Annotated in this window: 13 protein-coding genes and 2 tRNA genes; 8 read left to right on the top strand and 7 right to left on the bottom strand. The window is 45.0% G+C overall.

What is annotated here, in order from left to right; genetic code table 11:
* Positions 1-23 precede the first annotated feature (23 nt).
* The gene (locus AC5O63_RS07445) at positions 24-1235 is read right to left on the bottom strand and encodes an acetyl-CoA C-acyltransferase (protein ID WP_494504475.1); all 1212 of its coding nucleotides are present in this window, start codon (positions 1233-1235) and stop codon (positions 24-26) included.
* 247 nt (positions 1236-1482) lie between these two features.
* On the opposite strand from AC5O63_RS07445, the gene AC5O63_RS07440 reads away from it, so the two are divergent.
* From AC5O63_RS07440 to AC5O63_RS07410, 7 genes are all read left to right on the top strand, one after another.
* Positions 1483-1860 (top strand): MerR family transcriptional regulator, encoded by a 378-nt coding sequence (locus tag AC5O63_RS07440; RefSeq protein ID WP_494504474.1) that lies wholly within the window; start codon positions 1483-1485, stop codon positions 1858-1860.
* A gap of 125 nt (positions 1861-1985) precedes the next feature.
* Positions 1986-3155 (top strand): isovaleryl-CoA dehydrogenase, encoded by a 1170-nt coding sequence (locus AC5O63_RS07435; protein ID WP_494504473.1) that lies wholly within the window; start codon positions 1986-1988, stop codon positions 3153-3155.
* 10 nt (positions 3156-3165) lie between these two features.
* Positions 3166-4773 (top strand): carboxyl transferase domain-containing protein, encoded by a 1608-nt coding sequence (locus AC5O63_RS07430; RefSeq protein ID WP_494504472.1) that lies wholly within the window; start codon positions 3166-3168, stop codon positions 4771-4773.
* Between the two features lie 4 nt (positions 4774-4777).
* Positions 4778-5590 carry an enoyl-CoA hydratase-related protein gene (locus AC5O63_RS07425; RefSeq protein WP_494504471.1) on the top strand — a complete coding sequence of 271 codons (813 nt, stop codon included), beginning with the start codon at positions 4778-4780 and terminating at the stop codon, positions 5588-5590.
* A 4-nt stretch (positions 5591-5594) separates the two neighbouring features.
* Entirely contained in the window at positions 5595-6512 is a 918-nt protein-coding gene (locus AC5O63_RS07420; protein WP_494504470.1) for a hydroxymethylglutaryl-CoA lyase, read from the top strand.
* Between the two features lie 170 nt (positions 6513-6682).
* Positions 6683-7666, top strand: coding sequence for a response regulator (locus AC5O63_RS07415; protein ID WP_494504469.1), 984 nt, complete (start codon positions 6683-6685; stop codon positions 7664-7666).
* Positions 7663-8628: a sensor domain-containing diguanylate cyclase gene (locus tag AC5O63_RS07410; RefSeq protein ID WP_494504468.1), complete on the top strand. Its 966-nt coding sequence runs from the start codon at positions 7663-7665 to the stop codon at positions 8626-8628. The genes AC5O63_RS07415 and AC5O63_RS07410 overlap by 4 nt, the downstream gene beginning before the upstream one ends.
* Positions 8629-8641: 13 nt before the next feature.
* Here the strand turns inward: AC5O63_RS07410 and AC5O63_RS07405 are convergent.
* The 6 genes from AC5O63_RS07405 to AC5O63_RS07380 form a co-directional block, all read right to left on the bottom strand.
* A tRNA-Gly gene (locus tag AC5O63_RS07405) sits at positions 8642-8716 on the bottom strand.
* A 27-nt stretch (positions 8717-8743) separates the two neighbouring features.
* A tRNA-Gly gene (locus AC5O63_RS07400) sits at positions 8744-8818 on the bottom strand.
* A gap of 130 nt (positions 8819-8948) precedes the next feature.
* The gene (locus tag AC5O63_RS07395; RefSeq protein ID WP_494504467.1) at positions 8949-10304 is read right to left on the bottom strand and encodes a transporter substrate-binding domain-containing diguanylate cyclase; all 1356 of its coding nucleotides are present in this window, start codon (positions 10302-10304) and stop codon (positions 8949-8951) included.
* A gap of 140 nt (positions 10305-10444) precedes the next feature.
* Positions 10445-12445: a methyl-accepting chemotaxis protein gene (locus tag AC5O63_RS07390; RefSeq protein ID WP_494504466.1), complete on the bottom strand. Its 2001-nt coding sequence runs from the start codon at positions 12443-12445 to the stop codon at positions 10445-10447.
* A 172-nt stretch (positions 12446-12617) separates the two neighbouring features.
* Complete coding sequence (locus AC5O63_RS07385; protein WP_004743091.1) at positions 12618-13157, bottom strand: DUF3332 domain-containing protein; 540 nt, start codon at positions 13155-13157, stop codon at positions 12618-12620.
* Positions 13158-13441: 284 nt separating this feature from the next.
* Positions 13442-13693, bottom strand: a complete 252-nt coding sequence (locus AC5O63_RS07380) for a hypothetical protein (RefSeq protein WP_004743090.1) — start codon at positions 13691-13693, stop codon at positions 13442-13444.
* A gap of 557 nt (positions 13694-14250) precedes the next feature.
* On the opposite strand from AC5O63_RS07380, the gene AC5O63_RS07375 reads away from it, so the two are divergent.
* A complete protein-coding gene (locus AC5O63_RS07375) occupies positions 14251-15798 on the top strand; it encodes an alanine/glycine:cation symporter family protein (protein ID WP_494504465.1) in 1548 nt (515 codons plus the stop codon).
* Positions 15799-16131: the final 333 nt, after the last annotated feature.

The following is a 16131-nucleotide window of genomic DNA, read 5'->3' as shown; positions in this document are numbered from 1 at the left end:
GTTTTCCTTTCCGTATTTTGCTCTTAAACTGGAATCTCGATGGCAATTGCAGTTGCTTCACCACCGCCAATACAAATTGCCGCGACCCCTTTCATAGGCTTACGCTTAGTGGCATCCCCATCAACACCGTACGCCTGAAGTTGTCTGAGGCTATATATCAAAGTCGTCAAAATTCTCGCCCCGCTCGCCCCAATCGGGTGCCCCAATGCGCACGCTCCGCCTTTAATGTTGACTTTGCTACTATCAAGCTGAAGCTCCTTAACCGCGATCTGTGTAACGACAGCAAAGGCTTCATTGATTTCCCACAAATCCACGTCTTCAACCTCCCAATCCAAGGACGAGAGTAATTGTTCAATCGCGTAGACAGGCGCAACCGTAAACTCCGAAGGTTTACGTGCGTGTGTGGAATGCGCTTTGATGATCGCGAGAGGTTTCATTTCAAGACGACTCGCCTTTTCAGATTCCATCAAGATCAACGCAGCAGCGCCGTCAGAAATAGCACTAGAGTTGGCTGCGGTAATTGAACCCTCTTTAGCAAAGGCGGGCTTCAGCTTGGGAATTTTATTAGCATCGATAGAACGTGGCTGCTCGTCATAGCTAAGTGTCTCGCCGTTTTTGAGTGAAATAGACACTAGCTCATCACCAAACATGTTCTGTTTATCCGCTGCGAGAGCTCTATGAACAGATTGCGTTGCCCATTCATCCAATTGCTCACGTGTGAACGCCAGTTGATCGGCAATTTGTTGGCCGTAAACACCCATCAGTTCTCCCTCATAGGCGTCTTGCAGTCCATCTAAGAACATGTGGTCATAGGTGGTTTTATGCCCCATTCGCATGCCGCTGCGAGATTCTTTCATTAGATAAGGGGCGTTTGTCATGCTCTCCATACCACCTGCAACCGCGCATTGAATCGAGCCCAATTTGATTAAGTCATATGCCAGCATCACCGACTTCATTCCTGAGCCACATACTTTGTTTACTGTGGTACAGGGGGTACTTTGCTCAAGACCACCGCCCAAAGCCGCTTGTCTGGTAGGCGCTTGACCACACCCGGCAGGCAGCACGCAACCCATATAGACTTCATCCACTTCATAGGGTGATAGTTGAGCCTGTTCAAGCGCACCTTGTATTGCCAGTGCACCTAGCTGTGGTGAAGAGTAATCAGCCAACAAACCTTGAAACTTTCCCATGGGAGTCCGTTTCGCTGACACTATCCAAATCTCTTTTTGCTCCATTGCGCCGCCCTCTCTGACGTAGCTCTGTTACTCATTGGTGAGTGTTTGTCTTGATGACCAATCTAATTACCGCTCTATCTCTCTATTAAATCGGCCTAACTTAATTTCTTGACGTTTACGTAAGCATAGCACTAACATTTACGTAAACGTAAAGAAACAAAACAAACTAATTTGCAAACTATTTGATTCAACCTTTTCAGAATCAGCCATCAAGCCAAGAATTTAAATAACTAGGAATAGAGTCTCAGTGGAAAAATATAAGATTAGCGATCTCGCCAAAGAATTCGACATAACGACGCGTAGCATCCGTTTTTACGAAGATGAGGGACTCATTCAGCCCGAGCGTAAAGGCAGTATGCGCATCTACGACAGACGAGATAGAACCCGACTGAAGTTAATTCTGCGCGGTAAGCGGCTAGGGTTTTCTCTGGCAGAGATACGTGAACTATTTGAACTTTACGATACTCATCAAGGTGATACTCAGTTAACTGAAATGCTGAAAATCATTGATGAAAAAGAAGCGGTGCTGATGCGCCAACTCGATGACATTAACAATATGCTGAGTGATCTCAACCTTGCTCGCGAACGATGTGAGCAAGCATTAGAGGCGAGTCAAACCAGCTAGATAAGCACAAACGTCTTCGAGTCTTTTTCAAACAGTGGTTTTTAAAACTGTAGTTTTGGAAATGATAATTATGGGAACGGTGATTTTGGAAACGATAAGCTAAAAACCGTTCGCTTGGAGGCGTTATGCTATCACAATACATCCCTCTTAATTTTGGGTTAGATGAATCCATCAATCTTCTACGTGAACATGTATGTGGATTCGCCCAACAACACATAGCGCCTCTCGCAGCAGAGATAGATCGCTCCAATAGTTTCCCTAATCAGCTGTGGCCCGAGCTAGGTAGTATGGGTTTACTGGGTGTGACCGTCAGTGAGCAGTACGGTGGCGCAGAAATGGGCTACCTTGCTCATGTCATTGTGATGGAAGAGATCAGTCGCGCCTCTGCTTCTGTCGCTCTGAGTTATGGGGCTCACTCAAACTTATGCGTTAACCAGATATTTCGTAACGGCAACGAGGCTCAACGCACTCAATACCTGCCTAAGCTCATCGACGGTACTCATATCGGTGCTCTGGCAATGAGTGAACCCAATGCTGGCTCAGATGTAGTGAGCATGCAGCTTAAAGCCGAGTTTAAAGGCGACCACTATCTACTTAATGGCTCAAAAATGTGGATTACTAACGGCCCTGATGCAGATGTTCTGGTGGTTTACGCCAAAACCGACCCTGACAAAGGCTCACATGGCATTACAGCGTTCATTGTCGAGAAAAGCTTTCAGGGTTTCAGCCATGCTCAAAAGCTAGATAAGCTAGGCATGCGTGGCTCAAATACCTGCGAGCTAGTATTTGAAAACTGCCAAGTGCCCGTAGAAAACGTCTTGGGCGAAGTTAATCATGGCGTGAAAGTGTTAATGAGCGGGCTTGACTACGAAAGGGTCGTGCTCGCTGCAGGTCCCCTTGGGATCATGCAAGCCTGTTTAGATCTTGTCATACCTTATATCCACGACCGTAAACAGTTCGGTCAATCGATCGGTGAGTTCCAACTGGTTCAAGCCAAAGTCGCGGACATGTATACGCGAACCAATGCCGCGCGCGCCTACTTATATGCAGTCGCTGGAGCCTGCGATAGAGGCCATGCAAGCCGAAAAGATGCCGCTGGTGCAATCCTCTATTGTGCTGAACTCGCTACCCAAATCGCCCTCGATGCCATCCAACTTCTGGGCGGAAATGGCTATATCAATGAGTTCCCAGCAGGGCGCCTACTGAGAGACGCAAAACTGTATGAGATTGGCGCTGGCACGTCAGAGATCCGCCGTATGCTCATTGGTCGCGAACTATTCGAAGAAACTCGTTAATGAGGTCATCATGCCAGCGATAAAAACTAAAATTAAAAAAGATGCTCAGCTCTATACGGAAAACTTCGCCGCAATGGAGTCACTCGTAACAAAGCTGCGTGCTGATTGCGACACAATCAAGCTTGGCGGTGGGAAAAAAGCGCTCGAACATCAACGCCGAAAAGGTAAGCTCCCCGTTCGTGAACGTATCGCAATGTTACTTGATGAAAACAGTCCGTTTCTGGAAGTTGGTCTATTTGCTGCCTGGCAAGTCTATGACGACAACGTACCATGCGCTGGGGTTGTGGCTGGTATAGGACAAATCAATGGCCACCAATGCATGGTGATCGCCAACGATCCTTCGGTAAAGGGAGGAACCTACTATCCTCTCACGGTTAAAAAGCATCTCAGAGCACAAGAAATTGCCAAGCGCTGCAAACTGCCTTGTGTCTATCTCGTCGACTCTGGAGGAGCTAACTTACCTCATCAGGCAGAAGTCTTCGCCGATAAAGAACATTTTGGACGAATTTTCTTTAATCAAGCGCGTATGTCAGCACAAGGTATCCCGCAGATTGCTGTGGTATTAGGTCTTTGTACCGCAGGCGGCGCTTATATTCCCGCGATGTCCGATGTTGCAATCATGGTGAAACAACAAGGCACTATCTTTTTAGCAGGCCCACCGCTTGTCAAAGCCGCTACAGGTGAAGTGGTCACCGAAGAAGAGTTAGGGGGAGCAGATGTCCATTGCCGAAAATCTGGGGTTGCCGACTACTATGCCGAAAATGAGCATCACGCAATGCTGTTAGCACGAGAGGCAATTTCAAACGCTAACCTACCCTTGGAGCCGAGCCAGTCACTTAATGATGTCGCGCCGCCTCATTATGCTGCAGAAGAGATTTACGGTGTAGTAAATGACAATTTACGACTCTCTTTTGATGTCAGAGAGGTCATCGCCCGAATCGTTGATGGCTCTGAGTTTGATGAGTTTAAAGCGCTATTTGGCACCACTTTGGTATGTGGCTTCGCCAAGATAGAAGGTCAGTTAATCGGCATTGTGGCTAACAATGGCATTCTGTTTTCTGAGTCAGCACAGAAAGGAGCGCACTTTATCGAACTGTGCGCCAAACGAAAAATACCTCTGCTCTTTTTACAAAACATTACCGGATTTATGGTCGGTAAAAGAGTGGAAGAAGGTGGCATTGCAAAAAACGGTGCCAAACTCGTTATGGCAGTAGCATGTGCAGACGTTCCAAAATTCACCATCATAATTGGCGGTTCCTATGGTGCGGGTAACTACGGAATGTGTGGCCGCGCTTATGAACCCACAATGATGTGGATGTGGCCTAATGCTCGTATCTCTGTCATGGGAGGCGAGCAAGCCGCTGGGGTACTCACCCAAGTAAAAAGCCAGGTTATGCAAAGGCAAGGGAAAGAGTGGCAGGCGCAAGAAGAACAAGCCTTTCGTGAAGAGATCCTTGATCTGTATGAAACCCAAGGACACCCCTACTATGCAAGCGCTAGGCTATGGGACGATGGCATTATCGACCCGAAAGAGACCCGCAATGTTTTAGCCCACGCGCTGCGTATTGCTCTCAATGCGCCCGTTGAAGATAGCCAATTTGGAATATTTAGGATGTGACGACATGAAGCGCAACAGCCGCATAGCCAAGAAAAGTGATGTTCAAGTACATCTAGAGGAAAACGGTATTGCTCACTTGGTACTTAATCGCCCAAGTAGCGCCAACGCCTTCAATGCTGAGGTTATTTCGCAGCTAATCGCTCACTTAGATGCCTTATCGTCAGACACTCGTGTCCGAGCGCTGATCCTTTCAGGCAATGGCAAACATTTCTCTGCAGGTGCTGACATAGAATGGATGCGCTCAATGGCAGCAAAGAGTCAGCAAGAAAATCAACTTGATGCTTTTCAGCTGGCCACTTTGCTCGATAAGTTAGATCGCTTCCCTCACCCAAGCGTGGCAGTGGTTCAGGGTAGCGCATTTGGTGGGGCTCTTGGCCTAGTCTGCTGCTGTGACATAGTTATTGCGCATGAGAGCGCACTGTTTTGTTTAAGCGAAGTGAAGTTGGGACTTGTCCCGGCAACCATAGCCCCCTACGTGATTCGCACCATTGGCGTTAGAAATGCTCGCCGATATATGCTTTCCGCTGAAAGAATCGATGCACGCACTGCACTATCACTCAATATCGTTCATCAGCTATCGAATTCTGAGCAACTAACTGAGCAAGCCATTGAATGGATTACACCTCTGCTAAAACACAGCCCGCAGGCTTTGGTCGAAGCCAAAAAGCTTTGCCATCATTGCTATCAGGCGCCAATTGATGAGCCGATGAAAAGCTACACTAGCGAGCTGATTGCGAATATTCGCGTTTCTCCCCAAGGCCAAGAAGGTTTATCAGCATTTCTCGAAAAACGCGCTCCTAAATGGAATTCGGAGTAAAGCAATGAGCCAACACATTAAGCTTCCCAAATCCGTGAATATCGTCGAGGTGGGCCCCAGAGATGGGTTACAAAATGAAGCCTCACTCCCGCTTGAAGTTAAGGTTGCGTTGATTGATCAGCTCTCTCAAACTGGCCTTACTCATATTGAATCCGGCGCTTTTGTTTCCGAATCTAAAATACCGCAAATGGCCAACTCCCGTGAGGTGTTCGCGACTATCAATCGCCAACACCCTATTATTTATTCGGCCTTAACGCCCAATGTTCGTGGTTTAGAATCAGCCCTAGAGTGTGGAGTGGATCAGGTCGCGGTATTCACTGCGGCATCAGAAGGTTTTTGCCAACGTAATATTAACTGCTCAATTTCGCAGAGTTTAGTGCGATTTGAAGGCGTTATAGAGTTGGCATCAAAGCATAATCTGCCCGTTAGAGGTTACCTATCTTGTATCATTGATTGCCCTTACGACGGAGCAACCAATCCCAAGCAAGTCGCGGATATTGCTCAGGTAATGTTGGATATGGGCTGCTATGAAGTTTCCCTTGGCGATACGGTAGGCACAGGCACTCCTTTAAAAGTTGCCAATGTCCTAGAGGCGGTTTTCTCGACCACCTCTCCTTCTCATATCGCCGCTCATTTTCACGATACCTATGGGCAGGCGCTAGCCAACTTATATCAAGCACTGCTCATGGGCGTATCAACCATTGATTCAAGCGTCGCAGGATTAGGTGGGTGCCCCTATGCGAAAGGGGCAGCGGGCAATGTTGCTACCGAAGATGTACTTTATCTTTGCCAAGGGTTAGGCATCTCCACTGGGGTAGATTTAGCTAAAGTGACCCAAACTGCATGGATGATTTGTCAGCAGTTAAATAAGCAACCCACATCAAAAGTCTCGCTAGCGACTCCTCCTGTCTCATTTCAATGATTCTGTGTCGAACCTCCAATTTTCCGGTCAGCTTTCTAAAAAGCACGTGAAATCATCAATATAAATATGTTAACTATCACCATTATTAATTGAACCAAAGTCACAGTATTAATTTAGTTTCGCTTTTGAAATCTAAGTGGCGCTTTGTAACAGGCTATCGAATTACAACAATGAACATATTAGTGTGTGACGACTCGGTTATTGCCCGAAAATCAATCATCGGCAGAATTGCTCCCTCAACCCATATCACTATTCATCAAGCTGAGCACGGAAAAGAAGCGCTTGAAGTTATGCTGGCGCACAATATTGATCTGCTTTTCTTAGACCTCACCATGCCCGTAATGGATGGTTTTGAGGTACTGGCTTCTATGCCTGTGAGCCAATACCCAACTCAGGTCGTGGTAGTTTCTGGGGATATTCAATTAGAAGCCAAATCTCGTTGTAAGGATTTGGGGGCCCAACACTTTATCGAGAAGCCTTTTGTCACCTCCGATTTAGTGGCACTGTTTGACCACTATCGATTGCCTTTAAGAAATACCGACGTCAGACCAAACCAGCAGAGTAGCAAGCCGATCGATTTAATGGCGGCGATTCGTGAAATGAGTAACGTTGCGCTAGGTGCGAGTGCTTCATTAATTGCTCAGCAGATGGGCCGATTTATAGAGATGCCCCTACCTAATGTAGCCTCATTGCATCAGTCCGAACTGACCATGACGGTTCAAGATATCGTTAACAATTCTGAATCTCGTGCTGTCTCACAACGCTTTGTTGGTAACGGTATTAATGGTGAAGCTTTGGTCTGCCTTCATGGTTCTGGGTTTGAACTGCTTGCTCGCTCAGACGATGATGCCCTTAGTAGCTCAGTCAATGAGGTGATTCTCGATCTTTCCAATTTGTTGGTCTCATCATTTCTCAACTCTTTCAGTAGACAACTCGACATTGCAATTTCGCTGCGCCAACCGATCGTTTTAGAAAAAGATCTGTTGCAAGTTTCACTGGGTTGCGACCAATTTCTTAAAGACTATGAGCAGGATATTTTTACCATAGAGTTCGTTTATAAGGCGGAGAATCTAGATATCGCCTGCGACATCATTTTCCTGATGGATTATGAATCTTTGAATGCAATAGAAGACATTTTGGAGAGTGTATTATGAACTCCACAGATATCGGCGACTTACACTGGGTAATGCAAATCCTTGGCGATTTAGATGCAGGGCTGATCGTCATTGATCGAGAATACAAGGTCTGTGTCTGGAATACGTTTATGCAATCTTATAGTGGAATCAGTGCAGATAAGATTCTTGGTAAGACTCTATTTGATACGGTCGATGACTTACCTGAACTCTGGCTTCGCAGCAAAGTCAGTACGGCGTTCACCTTGAATAGCCGCGGTTTCTCTTGCTGGGAAGACCGCCCATTTCTTTTTAAATTCAAGAACTTCAGTCCAATATCTAATGGCCTTAAGGAGATGCGCCAGAACATCACCTTCTCTCCTCTCACCTCTGTGAATGGTGAAGTGTCACATGTTAGTATCATCATCAATGATGTCAGTGACATCGCGAAGAACAAAATTCACCTTACTGATTCCAATCAAAAGCTGTCTGACCTGAGCAGAACTGATGGTCTCACTAAGCTATTTAACCGAGCGTATTGGGAAAGTTGCTTGCAAAAAGAATTCGAACATTGCCAAGTGACAGGAGCGAGCTCGTCTCTGGTCATTTTTGATATCGACCATTTCAAGCGAGTGAATGACACCTACGGGCACACAGTGGGTGATGAAGTCATTCGCCACACTGCAAGCGAACTGAGAAAAGCCTCTCGCGGCTCTGATGTCTGTGGTAGATACGGCGGTGAAGAGTTCACTGTACTGCTACCGGGAACCTGCGCCACACAAGCTCTCTATTTTACTGAACGACTACGTAAACGTATTGAGCAGGCAAACGTCAATTATGAGCATCATTCGGTGAAATACACAATCAGCCTTGGCATATGCGAATTATCGCCTTACCAAACTAGCCATTTGACTTGGTTAGAGCATGCAGATAAGTCACTTTATTTCTCGAAACAATCGGGAAGAAACCGCTCGACAGTGTTTGACCCGGCGTTGATAAGGTAAGTGTGAGATAGTTTGGAGCGTACTGCGGGAATCGAACCCGCATCATCAGCTTGGAAGGCTGAGGTAATAGCCATTATACGAAGTACGCATCGAGATGAGATAGCCTAAAAAGACTTGGAGCGTGCAGCGGGAATCGAACCCGCATCATCAGCTTGGAAGGCTGAGGTAATAGCCATTATACGATGCACGCATCATCGTGAAGACAAATTCAATATGCCACAGATAACTGAAAAGAAAAGTGTTTTCTTTCAATATTCTGGTTAAGTGGTGAAGTTAGCATCACTTTAGTGTTTGGTTGATGTTTTTACGCTCACTCAAGCCTAACTAAACACTTTGGCAGTTACGCGGTCTTTGCCATTGGTTTTAGATTGGTACATCAGGTGGTCGGCATCTGATAGGGATGGATTTGAGTCTGTGCTCGGGTAGTAAGCACAGCCTAAGCTGACCGTGACTTTGCGTTCGCTATCTTCCAGCAGTTTCACCTTACGCACAGCGGCACATACTTGCTCAGCAACGACAACGGACGCTTCGTAAGTCTCGCCACAAAGTAAAATGGCGAACTCCTCTCCTCCGATTCGGCCAATCAATTGGTGTTCAGACAAGATGTTATTCGCCGCATGTGCGACACTTTTGATAATGATGTCTCCGCTTTGATGCCCATAGTTATCGTTAATCTGTTTAAAATCGTCGATATCAAAAATCATCACGCTCATCGAGCCCCCTTCCTTCAGCCTTTGCTGAAACTCATTAACAAAATGTCGCCGATTACTGAGCTCTGTGAGTTGGTCCGTTTCTGAGAGCGTCTTAAGTTCTAAGTTGGCCTGCTCTAGGGCATTGGTTCTGACTTTAACCGTAAGTTTGAGGGCGATGATATAGCTCAACGTAACAATTCCAATAAGCAAGGCTGCGACTGGGACAAGATAGTCGGGATAGACAGTACTGACATACATCCAGCGGTTAAAGATCTGCTGCTTCTCATCATTGCCGAATTCATTGATGCCACGTGTTATTTGCTGTTGTAGCGCGGTGTTCCCTTCACTCACCGCTGCGCGTAAGTTCCCAGAATAAAGGTGTCTTACACCAATAAAACGCTGAGGTTCATCACTGCTAAACAGATAAAAGTTAGCCACTTGCAGATCGGCGACAAAAGCATCGAGCTCTCCACTAAATGCCGCTTCTATCATCAATTGGTTATTAGAATAGCTAATCAGATTCAAATTGGGGAAATGGCGCTTTGTAAATTCCTCTTCATAACCACCAGCCACAACACCAACCAAATGTTGATGTTCACCGAGCATAAAAGCATCAAGGTTAGTTCCTATCAGCTCCTGACCAATGTACATCTGGGTGTCAATCGACAGAATCTCGGGGGCATAGTCCAAATAACTGTCACGTTGCTCAGACCATAACAAACCGGCATGAATATCGGCTTGCCCATCTCGAACCGCATCGAGAGATGCTTGCCAATCAAGCAACACAAATTCTATTTCGACGTTATTTTTACGTCCATACTCTTGCCAGTAGTCAACGAGAATACCGTCGGGCTCCCCCTTATGATTAATAAATGAGAAAGGTTTCCATGCCTTAGAGTTGGCGATTACTAGCTTGTCACTTTGCTCAGCATACAGTGGAAAACAAGCCAGCATTGCCAATAGGCTAAATATGATTCGAAGCACTTTTGTCCCTAAAAAATAAGCTCAATAAGTGAATTATTGAGCTTTATATTATTGATATATTAGGTATAGATGATACTTCGATTAGATGTTGCCGATCTGGTTTAAGAATGAGACATCACTCGATAAGTCGTCAACGCTTGTTAAGAGATCTGAAAACGGCTCATTTCCCCATTCAGCTCATCAACTTGCCCTCGAACTTGGTTCGAGATTTCTGACGAGGATTGCGATATATCAGCAACCCCTTCAACGGATTCAATCACCTTATTCATCAGCAATTGGATTTCGTCAGTCGCTTGAGACTGCTGCTGCGCTGAGCTCAATAGATCTTGCATCTGCTGGTTTAGTTCTTCGATCTGTTGTGTCGTCGAGCTTAACGTGCCATATGCTTGTTCAGTATGGTTAGCCCCCTCTTCCGCTAGAGACTTACTCTTATCAATTTCACCAACAACCGCCGCCGTTGACGATTGAATTGCATTGACTATATTGTTGATTTCAGTGGTAGATTCGGTTGTTCGAGTAGCAAGTAGGCGCACTTCATCTGCCACCACAGCAAAACCTCTTCCGTATTCGCCTGCTCGCGCGGCCTCTATTGCGGCATTAAGAGCAAGCAAGTTTGTCTGTTCAGCAAGCCCTTCAATTACTTCGGTCACTCGGCCTATAGCTTCGCTCTCTTTGCTCAACGCATCGACCTGTTCACTGGCTTTTTCAATCGTGGCATGCAGTAAGCCCACCGTGGTCTTATTGAGGTCGAGTGCTTGAGAACCCAGTTCTATCTGTGCCTGAGACTCAGATAGCTTGCTCGCTGATTGCTCGGCCTGCGTGGCAGTATCAGTTGCAGAATGGCTAACATCCGTCACTTGGTGCCCTACTAGCTCCATCGTAGATTTCTGGCTTTCGACCTGATGTACCGTTTTCGCGTTAGCATCAAGTAAAGCGTTCATACTGTCGCTTACCGTTGAAGCCTTGTTGCTCACACCCTTAACAATGGCGGCCAGTTCATCATTCATCTTGTTAATTGAGCGAGTTAAACTTGCCAACTCATCGCTACCTTCAATCGGCAAAGCAGATTGTGAAACGTCACCATTGGCAATCGATTGTGCACGTTTAGAAATCGTCTTAACTCGGCGACCAATACTCTTACCCATAAAATGCGCAGTTGTTGCAGCGACAATCACTACAATGGCGATTGACGCCACCAATAGTGAGATTACGCTCGTCACTGAATTAAAGATTCCCTGACCGCTTTGATCTGCAACCGACTGCTGCTGATTAATGATTGAGTCAAGATTAGAATCTAACGCAGTCACCGCTGGCACTAGTTCATTGGCCATTTTTTGGTTCGCGATATTCCAATCACTTGAGCGGCGTAATTCAACTACCTGGTCAGCTAAAGGGAAATAGAGCTGTTGCATCTCTTTGAATAGATCCCACAACCCTTGATCGCTACTCGATAACAAGGCAACTTTAGAATCAATCTCTTTGACCGATTTATCATGTGCCTTGAGAAAATCTTGGTATTTATCTAAATGTTCCTGCTTTCCATAAAGAAGGAAATCACGCATAGAAGATAGTGCATTAGCTAAAGAGGTATAACTGTCGGCGTAGAGCCTAAACAATCGCTTACGCTCACCCCCTTCTTTGTTACCCGCTTCATCATTAATTAGCCCCTGAAGCTGATCGAGGGCGACTTCAGCAATTGGCGCTGCTTCGTTAATAAACAGCGAGTGAGCCGGAAGGTTTTCATCGGAATGGCTAAGTTCAGCAATATCATTAAGTGACTGAGCAACCAAAGCCCATTGGGAAAGGATTTGTTGATAGTTTTCTTCAGTGAGTAGAGGTTCTAACTTAGGTAATAATTCATCCACTTTCAGAAGCGACTGATCGAGTTTCGCTTTTTCAGCTTCCCCGGTTGCTTCATCACCTCCCAACAACATGTAAGCTCTCAGTGACGAGACGGTAGCGTGGATGGATTGTTGAATAGAACGCCCTGCATCAACAGTCGGCAAATCTCGGTTTAATAGCGATGCGGTATGGGTTTCAACGGTGATTAAGCTGCGATAAATAAAGAACGCGGAAACGATAAAAAGTACTGCAAGCGACAGAAAACTCAGCTGTAACTTCCCTGATATCGTGAGTTTCATCCTTTAACTCCTATAGTTTGTTCAATCCTTACTATAGCGTTTTGGACATTATTGTTAAATATATGTATCAGCAAAATTATAAACTTTCGTATTAGTCTCCTGACGACAAATATAAAAATCCCCGACTGGCGGGGATTTAGTCTGTTGTCACTACGAAGTTTATAGCAACGTTTTAGATATTCGCAGAAGCAACGTAGTCTGTTAGCTCAATGTTTGAAACCGTTGTGACATACTGATCGTCTAAATAGAACGCGACACCTTCAGCTAATCTTTCACCACGAAGCGTTTGTTTCGAGCCATTAGCGTACGTGACATCCATTTGCAGAGTGTCGGCATCGATCTGGTTCATTGTCGCATGATCAATTTCTGAGTTGCTCGCTAGAGGCACTTCTTTTAGAGAGTTGTCCAACTTGTCGTTTACTTTGATGTAATTCTTGGTTGGAGTGTCAACAACTGCTGGTGATTTACCCGATACTGGGTTTTTCCCAGTCCAGAATTCAATCGAGTTGATAACAAACAAGTCAGCCGCACCCGCAATACCATAAACAGGAGACAGTAGGATGAACATCCCAGCACGACCGTAACGATTATCTACCACTTCTAAGTTGAATTTTGAAACGATACCCGTTGTCGCCATTTGACCCATACAACCTGTTAAAGAAGAAAGACCAAGAGCCGTTACGATTGCAATTTTTAATGCGTTAGATTTCATGATTACCACCACTTATATTTGGATGGCGCGCATCGTACTCCTGATTTCATTAAATGCAATCTAGATAGGTGGAGATTTTACACAAAGCTAACCGTGTTAAGCTTCTGTTTTATATAGGGTATCACCTACACCCCTACCATTTGTTGTGGCTTCAATTTATTACAACACTAAAGGTTGTTTGCCTTATAAGATTTGTCCTACTTGCATAACAAGCATCAGTTGCAAGTTTCAGTGAGTTTGCCTTTCACTCACGCGCCAACCAAAAGACAATGTTTCTAAACACATTACACACAAGACGCCTGTTCAGTAAGTTTTAGCAAGATACTTTCTCGTCGCAGTTCGAGTATGTCTTCAATCAGCTTTTCTTTCGCGCTCAATCCAAAGTGTTCTGCGTAATTTTTGATGGTAGCCACTTCACTTTTATTTAAGTTGTAAACGTTTCGCTTTAAGTAGGCTTCCGCTTCACTTTTTATATAGCCATGACTTTGTAGTTCACTGATGATCACTTCATCTAATTCGTGCGTTCTCTTTGCCATTTTCTTCTGAGTTCTTTTACTTACCTAACCCATCTAATCGTCTGAATATCATCGATTAGAATTTCTGCTGGCGTAAGTTACCTCTCTAATATGACAGCGAAGTGACGGAATACGCACGACGTCTTTGCCTTTACAAACTGAAATCAACCTCACTTGTTTATCAAATAACGCCAAACCATTCACTCCGTGAATTTTAATGCACGAACCGCGCATATTCACCATTTTCATCTAAAATCACCACATAATCCGTCATGTTTTACTGCTCAATTAGTAATCATACAGTTTTATATATTTATAGATAACGCCAAATATCCGACTAATTTACTAAGATATTAATTATCAATTCCACCTATATTTCATCAAAACCCAGTGAATAAGTTCAAAATGGTCGCATAAAGTTAGTAAAAATCAGAATTGTTTGCTGGATCATATTTTCCGCCAAAGATGTTGCTTAGGTATTTATAAAGTGAATAATAGCAAACGTTACATAAATGTAACAAAACACAACATCATATAAATATTATTCATATAAACACCTATTTACAGGCAGGAAAAGCATGACAAAGCGTATTTCGCTAGCCGTATTGGCGAGTCTATTTGCAGGTAGCGCTGCAGCATCCAGTTTGGATGACAAAATCAACGAAGTCGTTGCACCTATCGTTAACCCTTTTGTAGGAATGATCTTTTCGACTATTCCGTTCCCTTTTACTGACGTACAGGTGCCGTGGATTGTTCTTTGGTTAGTTGTTGCAGCTAGCTTTTTTACTTTCTACTTAGGCTTCATTAACGTTCGCGGCTTTAAGCACGCGATTCAACTGGTATCAGGTAAGTTCTCTGATCCAAAAGCAAAAGAAGATGGGGAGGTTTCTCACTTCCAAGCCCTAACCACTGCACTTTCAGGTACCGTTGGTTTAGGTAACATCGCTGGTGTGGCCGTTGCGGTTTCCATCGGTGGTGCTGGTGCGACATTCTGGATGATTCTTGCTGGTCTACTTGGTATGTCGAGTAAGTTTGTAGAGTGTGCACTGGGTGTGAAATATCGTAATACTAACCCAGACGGCTCTGTTTCTGGTGGTCCTATGTACTACCTAAGCAAAGGTCTAGCTAAACGCGGTAACGCTGCATTTGGCCGTACCCTAGCGGTTCTGTTCTCTGTATTTGCGATCGGTGGTTCTCTTGGTGGCGGCAACATGTTCCAAGCTAACCAAGCGTTCAAGCAGGTTGTCGGCGTAACTGGTGGCGATGCGTCATTCTTCGCAGACAAAGGTTGGCTATTCGGTCTTATCCTAGCGGTGATCGTGGGTATCGTTATCATTGGCGGTATTAAATCTATCGCTAAGGTAACGGAGAAAGTGGTTCCGTTCATGGCGACGATTTATGTCGGTGCTGCTCTTATCATTATCCTAATGAACTTCGACCGCATTGATGACGCGTTCAGCGCTATCTTTAACGGTGCATTCACAGGTGAAGGTATTGCGGGTGGTGTGATCGGTGTGCTTATCCAAGGCTTCAAACGTGCAGCGTTCTCGAACGAGGCGGGTGTTGGTTCGGCAGCAATTGCTCACTCAGCAGTAAAAACCAAAGAGCCAATGTCTGAAGGTTTCGTATCTCTACTAGAACCCTTCATTGATACTGTGGTTATCTGTACGATGACTGCCCTAGTTATCATCATTACTGGTTACCTAGACACTGATACTGGCCTTGCTGGTGTAGAGCTAACGTCTGCTGCATTCGGTAGCGCAATTAGCTGGTTCCCATACATCCTTGCAATTGCTGTGGTACTATTCGCTTTCTCTACCATGATCTCTTGGTCATACTACGGCCTGAAAGCTTGGACTTACCTATTCGGTGAGAGCAAAACAGCCGAGCTTATCTTTAAAGTGAAATTCTGTATCTTCGTTGTCATTGGTGCAGCAATGAACTTAGGCCCAGTTATCGACTTCTCTGACGCGATGATCTTTGCAATGGCTCTTGTGAACATTGTAGGTCTATACATCCTAGTTCCTGAAGTGAAGCGCGACCTAGCAGACTACCTAGAACGCTTTAACGCAGGCAAGGTCTACAAGGTACAGCAAAAACAAAACTTGGCTGAACAACCAGACTAGTCCGAAATATAAATAACGATGAATAACAGCAGGCTTCGGTCTGCTGTTTTTTCATTTTGGAGACACTCATTTACACATTTTTCTCTTTCTGAACTTGCAAACCAATATTCCACCAAGTATTTCAACCTAAGTATAATTGTCTAGTTTTTCACCACAGCGCTGTTTAAAACTGGCATTTTTCTCCACCTAGCTCCCCACTGTAAGCTTAGCTTTACTCTTCAAACAAACACCCAACAGGCAAAATTTAACATTTTGGTTACACTTATCTTTAAGTGCAATTCTCGAAATTGATCTCTGGTTTAACTCAAGTTTGCAGCTTAATAAAGTGCAACG

It is taken from the genome of Vibrio sp. SCP2 (assembly GCF_059295395.1).
This window is presented reverse-complemented; position numbering and strand designations above follow the sequence as displayed.

Bases quoted from the DNA above. Each gene is read 5' to 3' on its own strand.
- AC5O63_RS07445 (WP_494504475.1), bottom strand. From the start codon at position 1,235: ATGGAGCAAAAAGAGATTTGGATAGTGTCAGCGAAACGGACTCCCATG.
- AC5O63_RS07435 (WP_494504473.1), top strand. From the start codon at position 1,986: ATGCTATCACAATACATCCCTCTTAATTTTGGGTTAGATGAATCCATC.
- AC5O63_RS07430 (WP_494504472.1), top strand. From the start codon at position 3,166: ATGCCAGCGATAAAAACTAAAATTAAAAAAGATGCTCAGCTCTATACG.
- AC5O63_RS07425 (WP_494504471.1), top strand. From the start codon at position 4,778: ATGAAGCGCAACAGCCGCATAGCCAAGAAAAGTGATGTTCAAGTACAT.
- AC5O63_RS07420 (WP_494504470.1), top strand. From the start codon at position 5,595: ATGAGCCAACACATTAAGCTTCCCAAATCCGTGAATATCGTCGAGGTG.
- AC5O63_RS07415 (WP_494504469.1), top strand. From the start codon at position 6,683: ATGAACATATTAGTGTGTGACGACTCGGTTATTGCCCGAAAATCAATC.
- AC5O63_RS07410 (WP_494504468.1), top strand. From the start codon at position 7,663: ATGAACTCCACAGATATCGGCGACTTACACTGGGTAATGCAAATCCTT.
- AC5O63_RS07390 (WP_494504466.1), bottom strand. From the start codon at position 12,445: ATGAAACTCACGATATCAGGGAAGTTACAGCTGAGTTTTCTGTCGCTT.
- AC5O63_RS07385 (WP_004743091.1), bottom strand. From the start codon at position 13,157: ATGAAATCTAACGCATTAAAAATTGCAATCGTAACGGCTCTTGGTCTT.
- AC5O63_RS07380 (WP_004743090.1), bottom strand. From the start codon at position 13,693: ATGGCAAAGAGAACGCACGAATTAGATGAAGTGATCATCAGTGAACTA.
- AC5O63_RS07375 (WP_494504465.1), top strand. From the start codon at position 14,251: ATGACAAAGCGTATTTCGCTAGCCGTATTGGCGAGTCTATTTGCAGGT.